Here is a 14,437-nt window from a genome sequence, read left to right on the forward strand (position 1 = left end):
GTAGATGACCCAACTTTCCAGCCTTCCGGCTTGGCAGTCGCTCACCCAACATTACCGTGAAATCAGCGGTCTTCACATGCGAGATCTCTTCGCTGAAGACCCACAACGTTTCGAGCGGTTCTCGCTGCGCCTTGACGATTTATTGTTTGACTACTCCAAGAATCGAATCACAGTTCAAACCGTCAGCCTGTTGCTCGATCTGGCCCGGCAGGCGGGTTTGAAAGAAAAAATCGCCGCCATGTTCCGGGGCGACAAAATCAATGTCACCGAAAATCGTGCGGTATTGCACGTGGCTCTTCGCAACCGTTCCAACCGTCCCATTTACGTCGACGGCAGGGATGTGATGCCCGATGTCAATCGGGTTCTAGCGCAAATGCGGAAGTTCACCGAATCGGTGCGTTCCGGCGAATGGCGGGGGTGCACCGGCAAAGCGATCACCGATGTGGTCAACATCGGAATCGGTGGCTCCGATTTGGGGCCAAAAATGGCGGTGAAGGCGCTTTCGCCCTATGCGCATCCCCGTCTGCGTGTGCGTTTCGTGTCCAATGTGGACGAAGCGGATCTTTTGAACAACTTGAGAGACTTGGATCCCGAAACCACGCTGTTCTGCATTTCCTCGAAGACATTCACCACACAGGAGACCATGACCAATGCCCGATCGGCGCGGGAATGGTTTTTGACGAAGATCGATGATCAATCCGCCATTGCTAAGCATTTCGTGGCGATTTCGACCAATGCCGAAAGGGTGGCCGAATTCGGCATCGACACGGCGAATATGTTCGAATTTTGGGATTGGGTGGGCGGAAGGTATTCGTTATGGTCTGTCATTGGTCTGCCCATCGCTCTAGCCGTCGGCATGGATGCGTTCGAGGCGTTACTGGCCGGGGCGCACAAGGTAGACGAACATTTTCGAACGCAGCCTTTCGAGCGGAATATTCCGGTAATTATGGGCTTGCTCGGGATCTGGTACGCCAATTTTTTCGGTGCCGAGTCCTACGCCATTCTGCCCTATGATCAATATCTGGAGGAATTGCCTGCTCACTTGCAACAAGTCGACATGGAAAGCAACGGCAAAATGGTGGATATTGAAGGCAAGCCGGTCGATTACAGTACCGGCCCAATTATTTTCGGTCAGCCCGGCACCAATGGGCAGCATGCCTTTTATCAGTTGATTCATCAAAGCCGAAAGCTGATCCCTTGCGACTTTCTGGCGGCGGCGCAAAGCCACCACAGTCTAGGTCGACACCACGAAATCTTGGTATCCAATTTCCTCGCACAGCCGGAGGCGTTGATGCGAGGCAAGACTTTCGACGAAGCCAAGGACGAGCTCGAAGCCGAGGGTTTGACCGGTAAGGGATTGACGGAATTGGCCGCGGCGAAAACCTTTCCGGGAAACAAGCCATCCAACTCGTTTCTTTATCGAAAGCTAACTCCAGAAACGTTAGGTACCCTGATCGCTTTGTACGAGCACAAGATATTCACTCAGGGCGCGATCTGGAATATCAATTCCTTCGACCAAATGGGGGTCGAGTTGGGGAAACGGCTGGCCCGAACCATTCTGTCGGAATTGGCGGACGACGACAGGGTTTTTGCTCACGACGCTTCCACGAATGGCCTGATCAATTACTATAAAGAAATACGTTAGGGTATGACGGCACGGTCAAGGGTGGATCGCGCGCGTCCGAAATGGACCGGGGGGCAAGCGACCGTCCGCCTTGCGTGGGTATGCCGATGATCATTCCGTCCACAGTGTCCCTTTATCGACCTGGAGATGTGCTCTGGCCCTTTCCAACCAACGAAGCAATGAGCTTGCCAAGTCGCTGTCAAATCCGGAAATGTTGTACTCCAGCGTCATGCCTAGTCGAATCGGTTTGAAGTGATGAGTGATCTAAGCTACTGGTCGGCTGAGTAGCCTATTTTTGAATGTTTAGGGAGTGAGCGGCATGAGCGATCTCAAAGATCCCACTGCACCGAATCCAAGTGTACTTTCGCCAGTACATCCGGACATAGAGCGCTACCTGATCGACCTCGCCGGTCCAACGGACGCGCCGGTTCCCCTGGAAATGGAAGAATTGGCCCGGCAGCAAAACTTTCCGATCGTCGGACGGTTGGTGGGATTGTTCCTGAAAACCGTTGCCAAAAGCATCGGCGCGAAACGCATTTTCGAATTCGGCAGCGGGTTTGGTTATTCCGCTTATTGGTTTGCGGAGGCTGTTGGGTCGACCGGTCAAGTGATTTGTACCGATGGTGATGTGAACAATCGCGCAAAAGCGGAATATTTTCTCAGCAAAGCCGGGTTATGGGATAGGGTCGACTTTCGAACCGGTTTTGCTCAGGCCATCTTCCAGGCTACCGAAGGCGAATTCGACATTTGCTACAACGACGTGGACAAGGGTGACTACCCTGAAGTGTGGCGCCTCGCGCGAGAACGTATCCGTCCGGGCGGGCTCTATATTGCGGATAATGTCTTGTGGCACGGTCGTGTTACCGTCGAGAACCCTATAGATATTGTTCCTGGCTGGACTGACGCCATACGCGAGCATAACCGGCTCATCTTCAACGATCCGGATTTCGATGCCTTCATCAATCCGACGCGGGACGGCGTGATTGTCGCTAGGAAGAAATAGGCGATTTACAACATTGGCTCACATGAATACTTAACTGTCTGCATCGAACGTTATTTGTCAGTTCGCTTCGTTACCGCGCGTGATGCGCTTCGTGCATAGAGCGCATGCCTTCGTTCTACCCAAGAAGAAGGTCCTCGATTCGCGTCAATATTCAGGCTTTGGTAAAGCGCGTTGATGTCACCTACTATTAGTGCGGCGTTATCCTTGTCTGTCATGCGTTAGCGCGGCGTATTCGCATTTGCCTCTATTTTTACCTGAGTTAGGAATGATTTATGAACCAAAAACTCACCGGCAAGTCGTGTAACCGAATTCTTGCGTTGTCACTAGGGCTGGTTTTGACTGGCTGCGATCTTTTTCATGAAGCGACCGATGCGGAGCACGTCGCCAAAGCCAAGGAGTTTTTGGACAAACATGATTATCGTGGTAGCTCGATCGAATTAAAAAGTGCATTACAAAAGAATCCAGACAACGCGGAAGCCCGTCGGCTTTTGGGTGAAGTCTATGTCACCCTCGTTAACGGTCCTGCTGCCGAAAAAGAACTTAGGCGAGCCATGGAACTGGGGGTAGCCAAAGAGGCTATTTTGTTACCCCTCGCCGAGGCTTTGCAGTTGCAAGGCAAAAGCCAGCAAATTCTAGATGAAATCGATGCTCCAGCCTCGCTCGACGCAAAAGATAAAGCCAGTTTAACGGCTTACCGCGGCAACGCCTGGTTGGCTATGAATAAGCCGGATAAGGCTCGAGCTGAGTATGAGCAGGCGTTGGCAATCGACGATCGATCTGCGTTAGCACATCTTGGTTTGGCCAGCCTCGCGCTTAATGATAAGGAGTTCGATCAGGCTAAACAATTTATTTCAAAGGCTTTGGAGGCTGACCCTGGTTTGGCGAAAGCTTGGAGCTTAAAGGCTCAGCTGGAACAGGCAACGGGCGACTCCGAGCAGGCGGAGGCCAGCTATGGTAAGGCTATCGAATTAGGGCCAAGGAATTATGCTGACCGAGCAAATCGTGCTTTGCTGCGAATTGCTCTCAAGAAGATGGATAGCGCGAAAGAAGATGTGGACGTACTCATGAATGAGGCGCCGAAGTATTTTCTAGCGCATTACGCTGATGGAGTCATCAAGCTGATGGATAAGAAATACTCGGAGGCACAAGCCGCATTTGAAGAAAGTCTGAGTCTGAATGACAGATACCCACTCACGCTATACGCCCTAGCAGTTAGCCATCTGTACCAAAATCATCTTGCACAGGCCGATGCCACGTTGGCGCGTTTTTTGGCCGCGGTGCCTGGGTCCGTGAAAGGCAACCAAATGATGGCTCTGGTGAAGTTCCGCGAGAAGGACTTTCCTGCTGCCAAGCGGTTCCTAACGCCGGTAGCGCAATCTCGGCCGGAAGACCTTTTTACCTTGAAGCTGATGGCGAACGTCGAATTCGCATTGGGTAACAGCGATCAAGGTGTCGAATATCTACAGAAGGTCGCCGAACTCAATCCTGATTCGCCCGTTACTAAGGCGCAGCTTGGTCTCGGTCTGATTGGAGCGGGGGAAACCGAAAAGGGTTTGGAAGCTTTGGAGACCGCTGTTGAACTCAATCCGGACCTCATTCAAGCAGATATCTATATCGCGTTGACACACATACGAACCAAACAGTTCGACAAGGCACAGGAGGTTATCGATAAGCTCAAAGCGAAGATGCCGGACAAAGCGTTGCCGCTGAACCTCGAAGCCATGATGTCCCTGCAAAAGAATGATTTGACGAGTGCGCGGAAGTCTTTTGGGGAAGCGCTGAAATTAGCTCCCAAAGACCTCATGGCACAAATTGGCCTAGCTCAGTTGGCGTTGCGGGAAAAAGATTTCAATCAGGCAGAGGAGCACTTTCGAAAGATTCTGAAGGATTATCCGAACCATGTCCCTGCTTACGTCGGTTTGGCGGAAATCCAGGCGCGCAAAAACAACATTCCGGAGACCGAGCGCTATTTGAAGCAAGCCATCGAAGCGAATCCTAAAGCGTTGGCGCCAAGACTGGCTCTCGCTCGCTTATATACCCGTTTCGGCCAAGCCGCAAAGGCGGTCACTCAATTGGAGGAGGTTCGCGGCGATCACGGAAAAAATCCGGAATTTCTAGCCTCGCTGGTCGAGGCTCAGCTTGAGGAAAACAGCGATGTGCGGGCGCTGGAAACGGCCAAAACACTAGTGGAAATCGCACCTAAGTCGGCGCGGTCGTATTATCTCCTAGCGCGTGCTCAAGTCGAAAACAAGGACACGAAGGGTGCGCATGCGTCTCTGGAGAAGTCGCTCGAACTCGATCCGAAATTTTTTCGGTCGCGAGCGGCAATGGTGAGATTGCTAGCACAGGAGAAAAAGCTGCCGGAAGCGGAAAAACACCTCGTCAGTTTAAAGAAGGAACTACCCGAAAGTCCTGAGGTGATGGAGCTGGAAGGATGGTTTGCCATGCAACAGCGCAAGCCTAAGAACGCGGCAGCGGCCTTCGCATCCGCTCTGGAAAAAGCGCCAAGCAGTCGTGCGGTCGTCAGCCTCGCCCAGGCGCAGTGGGCTGCCGGGGATAGGGATAAGGCCATGACGACACTAGCGGAATGGACGAATCGTTATCCGAAGGATGGTTACGTACGTTACATGAAGGCCGGGTTGTTGGGCTCCATCGGGCGTACGGAGGATGCGCGAAAAGAATTGCAGATGATCCTGGAAACGCAGCCGGACAATGTGTTCGCTCTCAACGACTTGGCCTGGATGCTTCGGAAAGAGAATCCGACTCTGGCGCTTGAGTATGCGGAAAAGGCAGTAAGCCGGGCGCCCAAATCCGCCGCGTTTTTGGACACGCTGGCCATGATTCTTTTAGAAACAAATCAGCCGGATCGAGCCTTGAATCTGATGCAGCAGGCTTATACATATGCCCGGAAGAACCCCGAAATTCGTTACCACCTGGCCTTGGCATATGCTAAGAGTGGCCGGACGGAAGACGCGCGTAAGGTATTGACGGAGCTGTTGGGCGACGAGGCTGATTTCAAGGGGCGAGCGGAGGCGGAACAGTTTCTAAAGAGCCTGAAGATATCTGCCAAATAAAAAAGCAATTGTTCAATAGGCGTGACGGTATTCCTTATATCTCGATTCTGCATTCCACAAGAGGCAGAATCTCCGACTGATCATCGGACCCAGACGCTGGGCAAGACGTTGCCGACCTTGGGCCTGAAGCCCGCGCCGTAGATCGTCCCCCAGCGTCCCTTCCTCGCCATAGAGTTCGAACGGTATCGTAGGGCTGCCTTGGGCAACACCCTGGATGGATAAGGCTGAACCCGGCAGGAGCGGTTTCGATCGGTCAGCACTTTGCCCCATCGTCAACGCAGACCAAGGAGACCCTATGACGTTCATCCCCATCGGTATCGACATCGCCAAAGCCAAGTTCGACGCCGCCGCGCTACGCAACGGCAAGTACAAAACCAAGGTCTTCCAGAACACGCCCGAAGGGTTTAAGGCGTTCCTGGCCTGGCTGCAAGCCTTCCCAACGCCCCACGTATGCCTGGAGGCCACCGGCCGCTATGGTGAGGGCTTGGCCCTGTTCCTGGTCGACCACGGCCTCGCCGTCAGCGTGGTCAACCCTGCCCAAATCCACGCCTTCGGCCAAGCCGAACTGAGCCGCACCAAAACCGACAAGACCGATGCCAAGCTCATCGCCCGCTTCTGTCTCAGCCAACGGCCTCTGCTCTGGCAGCCGCCTCCGCCGGCCGTGCGCCAATTACAAGCCTTAGTGCGTCGGCTCGAGAGCCTCCTCGAGATGCGGCAGATGGAAAAAAACCGCCTGGACGGGGCCGACCCCACCGTACGCGCCTCCATCGAAGCCGTGCTTGCCAGCCTCGATGCCGAGATCGCCGCGACCCAAAAGCGCATCCGCGAGCACATCGACCGCGATCCGGACCTCCGGCAACGGCGTGACCTGCTCGACACCATCCCCGGTTTGGGCGACGCCACGATCCCGGTGCTGCTGGCCGCCCTGGGCGACGTTCACCGCTTCGAAAACGCGCGCAGCGTCGCCGCCTTTGCCGGGCTCTCGCCCAAAGAGCATCAGTCCGGTAAATGGAAAGGCCACACCCGCCTGTCCAAGACCGGCGACGCCTTGCTCCGCAAGGCCCTTTACATGCCGGCCATCGTCGCCCGGCGCCATAACCCACTGATCCGGGCCTTCTGCGAGCGCCTTAAAGCCCAAGGCAAGAACGGCAAACTCATCGTCGGCGCCGCCATGCGCAAGCTCCTCGTCCTGGCCTACGGCGTCCTCAAATCCGGCCGACCGTTCGATCCCAATTTTGCGCTTGCATCGTGATCCTTAAGACAGTATCTTAAACCGGCAAGTATGGGGCCGTCACGTAACTGTTTAAAAAGTAACGTGGCCTAAGCCGGTACCGGTTTTCGACATGGGTTAACGCATCGACGCAGACATGTCATCAGATCGCCAAAACGTCCCGCGATCCGTCAGTAGATCCCAAATCTCTGGGTTTTTGTTCTTAACGCCTTCGAGTAGATATTTGACTTCGATGATGCAGGGTTGGCGCTTCCCGTGATAATCGACGGCGGGACCTATTGGAGTGAAATTAATGCCGATGTGGGCAAGGAAACGGATCAATGCGGCTTCCATCACGGCGTACCAATGGGTCAACCCATACTGAAAATTCATTCGGATTAAGCAGGCGATCAGGGCAAGGGTAATGTGAGGGAAGAGTCGACGTTCATCGTCGGAGTAAATATATGAGTTTCCCGCGCTTACGCCTGCTATGGTTCCGGGCTCTCCCTTACGATTCTTGAAGTTCTTCGATACACAGAAACGTGACACTTCTGCCAGCTGTTTTCGCGGTACCTGTTGAACAAGATCCGTCCGCTCGATGATGCAATGTTGTTCAATGGGAAACAATCGTTCCGGAACCTTAGGATCCGGCAGTATCAATCTCGTTGTCGCCGCGTATCTTCCCGAGCGTTTGTGCCGGATCAGGAAGTGACTTGATCGCTCATCGTGCTCATCTTGTTCAAGCTCATTAGGGTAGCTTTCTCGCGGCTCGAAACCTGTTTCGATGCAATAGACCTGATATCGCAAGCGATAAGCTTCCATTTTCAGATCGTCTGTGCTTGCCGGAACCATTTCGAAATACTCTCGGAACGCATCGATGAGTGTTCTGGACATAGTCGGTCTCCTGTCGATTGGGTTAACTGCTAAAGCGCAAGAGTGACGAGTACCCGCTCGATTTGTTAGACACGGCGTGTGGTGAAATCCACATGTTCATTCCTTTCAAGTTGTCAAACCGGGTGTATCTTATGGCAAGCGTGAGTCATATATCAGACGAAGCAGTCAGTCGGAGATTTCTTCATGATTTCCAAGTTTGATTATAGGACGGCTTTTTCAAGAAACATCGGATGGATCACCGAGGAGGAGCAGTCGAATCTGAAACACAAGCGAGTCGCGATTGCTGGCATGGGGGGAGTAGGGGGTAGTCACTTACTGACGCTGACAAGATTGGGAGTTGGTAATTTCCACATTGCTGACTTTGACGTATTTGAGCTGGCGAATTTCAATCGGCAAGTTGGCGCCACTGTAAGCCATCTGGGCCGTTCGAAAGTCGATGTGCTTGCCGAGATGGCCTTGGACATCAATCCCGAGCTAGATCTCAAGCGATTTCCGGAAGGAGTCACTGAGGACAATCTGTCAAAATTTTTGACAGGGGTGGATGTATACGTTGACGGGCTTGATTTTTTTGCCTTTGAAGCGCGCAGAGCGGTGTTCGCGGCTTGTTACGAATCCGGTATTCCTGCTGTGACAGCCGCGCCGCTGGGTATGGGAACGGCAGTTCTCGTTTTCATGCCGGGAAAAATGAGCTTCGAGGAGTACTTCGGTTTCGATGGGCTATCCGAGGAAGAGATGGCGCTGCGATTCCTATCACGGCTAGCCCCGGCGGGTTTACATCGCGGGTATCTAGTTGATCCGAAATACCTCAATCTAAAAGAGCGCAGGGGGCCTTCGACTGCCATAGGCTGTGAACTATGCGCCGGGTTTGCGGCGGCGCAGGTGATCAAGCTCCTGCTCAACCGCGGTACGGTTTTGTCCGTGCCCGATGTGCTCAATATCGACGCTTTCGAGAATCGGCTGGAGCGCACTAAAGCAAGATTTACATAGCCTTGGGCTTTTCCTGGATCTTCGCCGCTAAGCGAATGTATCGACATGTCAGTTTTTTTTACAACGGCGAATGGATTCTAGGCGGCGAGTTCGTGGAATCGAATAAAATTATTTTTATATCAATAATTTATTTTGTGTGGCATCAGAGTTGCTTATGGGTGTTCGGGATGACGTTTTTTCATTCCTCGAACAACAGCTTCTGGAGAATGCCAATGAAAACGAGTGTCATAAAATCATTACTAGCATCGACCGCACTTGCGTGGGGATCGTCAGCATACGCCGTAAACGTAGGCGGGATCACCTGGGACCCGAACAGCTTTTTCGACTTTTCGATGCAAGAGGCCATCTTCGAAAACAACGTTGACTCGGTGGGTCAAACGCTGACTTTTTATGGCGAGGTGAGCCACATTAACGGCCTTAACAACGGCAGTTTCTTGGACGGCGCCTTAGAATTGACGTTTTATGGAACTGCTGTCGTGAAAGAGTTTGGCGATTTCGACGGTAACGGCACTGTCGACGTCATTTTCGACAATCTCACGGTCACTTTTTATGCCGACCAAGACGCCGCTGACTTTGATCCGTCGAACCCTGCAACAGCTACGGATGGCATAGTCTGGTTGGTTTTGCAAGGCCATTCCACGGATAGAGCTTATAACGGTAGCACACATACCGGAGAGCTCTTTGCGGAATTGAATGGCGGACTTGATTTTGCAGATCCAGGCGATGCTGGTTCGGGTTTCGCCGCGTTCGACGTGATCGGCGGGGAGGCTGCGCCCTATTTCGATACCGATACGATCACAAACTTGGCTGGCCAGACACTGTCTAACGGACCGGCAGATTTCTCATTCACGGCAAGCTTCCAGCCGGTTATTAACGACCCGACTGGGGAAACTCTGCTCGGTACGGGTGAACTCACGGGGAGGAGCCGAGTAGTGCCTGAACCCGCGACTCTGAGCCTGTTGGGGCTTGGTTTGCTTGGAATGAGATCCCGCGTGTCGCGGAAGACCAAATAATCGAGATTGGTTCATCACGAACCCTAGCTGTATCTCGTAAGGCGGGTTTTAGCGAACCCGCCTGTTTGTTTTGAATCCTCAGTTTCACACGGTTTGGTATTGCCGGTATCGAGCAACGCGATATCGACCGCCGCTGGTGTGATGACCGCGAACGACTGCCGGTCGCACTTGGCATCAACACCCCTGACGCCTCCGGCCTCGAGGCAACCTGCAAGCAGAGACTCTAAAGCGTAAACTTTTTAGGTTTCTTCTTGCGTGGTTGTTTCCGATGAGTGGAATATCGACATATCACCTGATAAACGCCGGTCGGCAAGCACCCTCGGCCGATAACTATCAGCCTTGGCGGTTCCGTGTTTTGGGAAACACGATTTCCGTCGAGTACGATATCGACCGACTTAAAGGCACAACCTTCGGTCCGGGTGAACCTGCAACCCTTTTATCCGTGGGGGGCGTGCTCGAAAACATGCTCCAGGCCTGTGGTGTTCTCGGATTGGAAGTTGTCTGTTCTAGGGACGGTGATTCGAGCGCTTATTTTACGCTTGCGGTAACGTCCCAGGATGAAGCGGTGAGTCCCGCCTCGTTTACAGATCATCCCTTGTTCAAACGGCATACCAACCGCTTTCCATACACGCCTGATCCAATTCCGGCGGAGATCATTCAAGAGATTACCGGGCTTCGGGAGGGAACGGCGCAAGTGAAAATCCTCGATACTCCGGAACAGGTTAAGGCGATTGGGATCTTGACTCGGCAGGCTTCAGAGGTCCGGTTTCAAAACCAGGAAGTCCATGAATGGCTAGCTCGGAGTTTGCGGTACACGAAAACGGAAGTCGAGCAAGGGGATGGCCTCGATCTCGCTACGATTCCACTCCCGCCGGGTGGACGCATCTTCATGCGATTTCTTATGGATTGGAAATGGATGTCCCGCTTGAATCGTCTCGGTGTGTACAAACTGATGGCATCGTTGGACGCGAAACTCCTTGCAGAGGCGCCGACGGTCATTGCGTTACTCGGTGGATCGACCCGCGAAGAAATTATCGATGCCGGGAGGTTGTTGACGCGCGTATGGATTGATCTGAACTCAAAAGGGATAGCCGTTCAGCCGTATTATGTGATTTCCGATCAACTGCAGCGCCGGCTCGAAGGCAAGATTCCTCCTCATCTTCGCGGCCAGGTAGACATCATAGCTGAAAAGGTGTCCGATCTGCTTGGGCTTGCCCAGAATCAACGGCTGCATATGTTGCTTAGGATCGGATACCCGACGAGGGATCCTGTAAGATCGAAGCGGCTACCACTTAGTGCCGTGTGTCGCGAAGTACCGAATCATTGGGAGGAATAACGCGGGGCGGCGCAATCGGCTTTCGAAGAAAGCGCGATTTACGCCAAGTCCAGTTCGCGAATATCACCTTGCTTCTACGTTACGAAGCACGGGACCGACGGGAGCGCGTGGGTGTGGACGAGCGCCAATGCGCGAGAGCCGCGTCAGCGCTCGACCGTACGGAGATGAGCATCTCAGGTTCGATGCGTAATCACGGTTTTAACGGATCTTGTCCAGAGCACCGGACGTGAAATCGGTTTCGTTAACGTTCTTCGACTTGAATGTAAAATTTTCCGACACCAGTACCGTTTTTTTGCCGGTCTGGTGATTCGTCATTTCCACCTCTCCGGCACGCCAGAATCGGTTCAGGTGGCGTTTATATTTCCGAAAAAGCTCTGTTTTAAGCAGCCCGCCCGATCGATCATAGTATTCGATCTGCCAGGGAATGTAGTGTTCCTGATCGACCCAAGCGATTTCCTTGCTGTACAGCGAATAAGGATCCTTCGGTATTCGCTCGACCACAAAGACGGGACGGCCTTGGTAGGTCTCATCGCGCAAGTAGGTGTAATTGAATTTTTCCACAATGGGCGAACTCATGTCCTCGTAGGAAAATTCGCTACCCATGAATGATCCACCTTTGCTGGAGGAAGCGATCCGTTTGACGCGCTTCAGCGCTGGAAGGTAAATCCATTGGTCGTCATCCTGAAACTTATGGGCGACGTTGAGAAATACCGTGTCCTTGACATCCAAGGGGCTGTCGAAAATCAGCAGTGATTTGTCACCGTCGTCCATCACTTCCAGCGCTTTGGATCTCATTTTTCGCACGGTGGACTCTCCCTGCTTGTTAAACAGGATCATGGTTATATTGGCGGTTTGGGTTTCCCAGCCTTCGTCGCGTCGTTCCATTTCGCGAGCGATCCGTAGTCCTTTTTCCGCGGGGTCTTCTGCGTGTGCAGGGTTAAAGAGTCCTAGGTACGGAACGGCGAATGCTATAACAAGTAGGGTTCGCGTGGTCCTAAGGAGTGTGTTCACGGCTGTTTTTCCTCGCAGGCAATTTGAATAACAAGAGTGACGGCAACAGAAGTAAATCGCCGAGCAAGGCGAAAAGAATAGTGATTGTCGTGAGCAATCCCATTTGGGCGTTGAGTTCATAAGACGAGAAAATCAACGTTCCGAATCCTGCCGAGAGGACGAGGGTGCTGACCGCCATCGCCTTGCCTACATGACGGAAGGTATACCGTACTGCCGACTCCGCCTTTTTCCCCAGGTTCCTTTGGGCGTGAACGTAGTTGCTTAGGAAGTGCACCGTATCGTCCACGACAATGCCCAGTGTCATATTGGCGACCACGGACAGCCCGAGGTTAATTTTGCCCTGGATCAGGGCCCAGAATCCGAAGGCCATTGCGGCGGGTATCATGTTGGGTATCAGGCTTAATAAGCCTAGCCTGAACGAGCGCAGCGCAACCATCAGAATGAGGGCGATCACGATAAACTCGAGCGCTGTGCCTTCGATCATGCCCTGGATGTTGGTTTGGCCAATGTGGGCGAACATTAGCGGGGTGCTTCCGGCACGCGCTTTCATGTAATCCGGGGCATTGTGCGTGAGCCATTCGTCAGCGCGGCGTTCCAGGTCGAGCATTTCATTGCTGGGCAGATCTTTGACGGTGACAACGAGGCGGCTTGCCGATTTGTCGATATTGATTCTGTCGTTAAGTTCGAGCCCCGGTGGCAAGGACATCTCATAGAGAAGGAGATATTGGGCCGCGATTTCCTTGTTGTCGGGCAAGCGATACCAATCGGGGTCGTCGCCATGCATGTTTTTGTTTAGCCGTTTATGGATATCGAGGATGCTGTCGATATGCAGCGTTTCTGGCTGCGAAGCAAACCAGTCGGCAAAACGTTCGATGACCTGGAGGTACTCAGGATCGTTGATGCCTCCTGGTTCCTTGGCTTTAATCGAGTATTCCAGTGTATAGAGACCGGTCAGATTGCTTGTGGTATAGGTCCAGTCCTGCCTAAATTCCGATTTTTCGGAAAAATATTTAACGACGTCGTCGTTCAACTCATTAAGTGGAATCATCGCGCTGAGGCCCGCGACGACAACGGCCAGAACGATAGTTAAAGGCTTCCGTTTCGCGATGACGACGCGCGCAAATTTATCGAAAAGCTGGCTATGGGATTTACGGTCTTTTCGCTGATGGTGAGCAATCGGCAGGACCGCCAACAGCGCCGGCAGAAAGAAAACGGTTAAAAAGAATGCGAGCGCTACGCCCATGGCCACAATATTTCCCAGGTCGCGAAAGGGCGGGGAATCGCTGAAATTCAGGCTGAGGAATCCAATCGCTGTGGTGAGTGTGGTGATAAAGATCGGTTTGATCGTCTGTTCGATCGACAGAATGATCGCGATGTAGCGGGCTCGCTTGACCGGATCGCTCTTGTGTGTAACGTTCAATGTGCTGAGATCGTTGAGAAAATCCACTAAAACATGAACCGAATCGGCGACGGCCACCGTGAGGAGTACGTTCGGAGCGATAACCGATGCTGGTGAAATCACAAAGCCCAACCAGCCAGCCATGCCCATGGTGCCCGCTAGCGTCAGGGCGATCACCGACAGTGCCGCAATCGCTGTGAGTGCCGAGCCCAGCAGCAGCCGCAGCGTGGCAGCGATCAGTACTACGATGAGAGGCGCGAGGATCGCCATATCACGACTCGATGCCGCGGTGAATTCGTTGCTGATGACAACGGCTCCAGCCAGTCGGACATCCAGGTTCGGATTTGACTTGACCAGCTGGTTTCGGAGTTTCTCAGCGTGCCGCATGATTTCCGGAACTTCTTTCTGCCGGTCGAGACCAGGTAGATGGAATGTTGCGAAGACGCCGGTCACGGTACCGCAGGGGTTGATGATTCTTCCGACCAGTTGGGGATCGGTCAGCGCGATGTCGCGGATCTTTTCAATTTGCGTGCGGCTTAAAGAGTCTGCGTTCCGATAGAGGTCGGAGACGACTAAGTCGTCATTCTCGGCGCGGCTATATTGGAAATTTTGCAGTGAATCCACGCGCCTTATATAAGGTATTTTCCAAGCTTCCCGGGTAAGCCATTCGACGCTCGCGAGCGTGTCTTTCGAAAATACGTTTCCTTTCTTGGGCGTGATGACAAAAAGGACCGGATCATCGTCCGTGTAGACGTTATGGATTTCTTCCAGCGCCTGTAACTGCGGATTCCACTTATCAAAAAAAACTCGGTAGTCGTTGCTGAATTTGAGAAACTGCAGCCCGGATGCGAGCGCTGCTATGATCACGAAGGTGACAAAGAGAACG

Annotated in this window: 11 protein-coding genes; 7 read left to right on the forward strand and 4 right to left on the reverse strand. The window is 53.0% G+C overall.

The window, feature by feature from the left end; all coding sequences use genetic code 11:
- The first annotated feature begins 4 nt into the window (after nt 1-4).
- The 3 genes from pgi to prsT all read left to right on the forward strand — a co-directional run bounded on the left by pgi (nt 5) and on the right by prsT (nt 5,701).
- Complete coding sequence (gene pgi / locus QEN43_RS14240; protein WP_026610920.1) at nt 5-1,645, forward strand: glucose-6-phosphate isomerase; 1,641 nt, start codon at nt 5-7, stop codon at nt 1,643-1,645.
- Between the two features lie 298 nt (nt 1,646-1,943).
- A complete protein-coding gene (locus tag QEN43_RS14245) occupies nt 1,944-2,627 on the forward strand; it encodes an O-methyltransferase (protein ID WP_026610919.1) in 684 nt (227 codons plus the stop codon).
- Between the two features lie 272 nt (nt 2,628-2,899).
- Nucleotides 2,900-5,701, forward strand: a complete 2,802-nt coding sequence (prsT, locus tag QEN43_RS14250; RefSeq protein ID WP_026610918.1) for an XrtA/PEP-CTERM system TPR-repeat protein PrsT — start codon at nt 2,900-2,902, stop codon at nt 5,699-5,701.
- A 12-nt stretch (nt 5,702-5,713) separates the two neighbouring features.
- Here prsT and QEN43_RS14255 read toward each other — a convergent pair whose 3' ends face one another.
- A complete protein-coding gene (locus QEN43_RS14255; protein WP_317963342.1) occupies nt 5,714-5,971 on the reverse strand; it encodes a hypothetical protein in 258 nt (85 codons plus the stop codon).
- A gap of 25 nt (nt 5,972-5,996) precedes the next feature.
- Between QEN43_RS14255 and QEN43_RS14260 the strand changes: the two genes are divergently transcribed.
- Entirely contained in the window at nt 5,997-6,953 is a 957-nt protein-coding gene (locus tag QEN43_RS14260; protein WP_317963343.1) for an IS110 family RNA-guided transposase, read from the forward strand.
- A gap of 96 nt (nt 6,954-7,049) precedes the next feature.
- On the opposite strand, the gene QEN43_RS14265 is transcribed toward QEN43_RS14260, so the two are convergent.
- Complete coding sequence (locus tag QEN43_RS14265; protein WP_026610917.1) at nt 7,050-7,805, reverse strand: PEP-CTERM/exosortase system-associated acyltransferase; 756 nt, start codon at nt 7,803-7,805, stop codon at nt 7,050-7,052.
- Between the two features lie 183 nt (nt 7,806-7,988).
- Here QEN43_RS14265 and QEN43_RS14270 point away from each other — a divergent pair, with 183 nt between their 5' ends.
- The 3 genes from QEN43_RS14270 (at nt 7,989) to QEN43_RS14280 (ending at nt 11,141) form a co-directional block, all read left to right on the forward strand.
- On the forward strand, nt 7,989-8,792 hold the full coding sequence (locus tag QEN43_RS14270) for a ThiF family adenylyltransferase (protein ID WP_051331822.1): 804 nt from the start codon (nt 7,989-7,991) through the stop codon (nt 8,790-8,792).
- A gap of 212 nt (nt 8,793-9,004) precedes the next feature.
- Nucleotides 9,005-9,805, forward strand: a complete 801-nt coding sequence (locus tag QEN43_RS14275) for a PEP-CTERM sorting domain-containing protein (protein ID WP_317963344.1) — start codon at nt 9,005-9,007, stop codon at nt 9,803-9,805.
- 355 nt (nt 9,806-10,160) lie between these two features.
- Entirely contained in the window at nt 10,161-11,141 is a 981-nt protein-coding gene (locus QEN43_RS14280; protein WP_026610915.1) for a nitroreductase family protein, read from the forward strand.
- Between the two features lie 198 nt (nt 11,142-11,339).
- On the opposite strand, the gene QEN43_RS14285 is transcribed toward QEN43_RS14280, so the two are convergent.
- A complete protein-coding gene (locus QEN43_RS14285) occupies nt 11,340-12,152 on the reverse strand; it encodes an outer membrane lipoprotein-sorting protein (RefSeq protein ID WP_036269051.1) in 813 nt (270 codons plus the stop codon).
- Nucleotides 12,136-14,418 carry an efflux RND transporter permease subunit gene (locus QEN43_RS14290; RefSeq protein ID WP_051331821.1) on the reverse strand — a complete coding sequence of 761 codons (2,283 nt, stop codon included), beginning with the start codon at nt 14,416-14,418 and terminating at the stop codon, nt 12,136-12,138. Before QEN43_RS14290 ends, QEN43_RS14285 begins: the two co-directional genes overlap by 17 nt.
- Nucleotides 14,419-14,437: the final 19 nt, after the last annotated feature.

The organism is Methylocaldum szegediense (assembly GCF_949769195.1).
Classification (GTDB): domain Bacteria; phylum Pseudomonadota; class Gammaproteobacteria; order Methylococcales; family Methylococcaceae; genus Methylocaldum; species Methylocaldum szegediense.

What these genes read in the sequence shown, in the direction of transcription:
- pgi (WP_026610920.1), top strand. Translation starts at nt 5, where the DNA reads ATGACCCAACTTTCCAGCCTTCCGGCTTGGCAGTCGCTCACCCAACAT.
- QEN43_RS14265 (WP_026610917.1), bottom strand. Translation starts at nt 7,805, where the DNA reads ATGTCCAGAACACTCATCGATGCGTTCCGAGAGTATTTCGAAATGGTT.
- prsT (WP_026610918.1), top strand. Translation starts at nt 2,900, where the DNA reads ATGAACCAAAAACTCACCGGCAAGTCGTGTAACCGAATTCTTGCGTTG.
- QEN43_RS14255 (WP_317963342.1), bottom strand. Translation starts at nt 5,971, where the DNA reads ATGGGGCAAAGTGCTGACCGATCGAAACCGCTCCTGCCGGGTTCAGCC.
- QEN43_RS14270 (WP_051331822.1), top strand. Translation starts at nt 7,989, where the DNA reads ATGATTTCCAAGTTTGATTATAGGACGGCTTTTTCAAGAAACATCGGA.
- QEN43_RS14275 (WP_317963344.1), top strand. Translation starts at nt 9,005, where the DNA reads ATGAAAACGAGTGTCATAAAATCATTACTAGCATCGACCGCACTTGCG.
- QEN43_RS14245 (WP_026610919.1), top strand. Translation starts at nt 1,944, where the DNA reads ATGAGCGATCTCAAAGATCCCACTGCACCGAATCCAAGTGTACTTTCG.
- QEN43_RS14260 (WP_317963343.1), top strand. Translation starts at nt 5,997, where the DNA reads ATGACGTTCATCCCCATCGGTATCGACATCGCCAAAGCCAAGTTCGAC.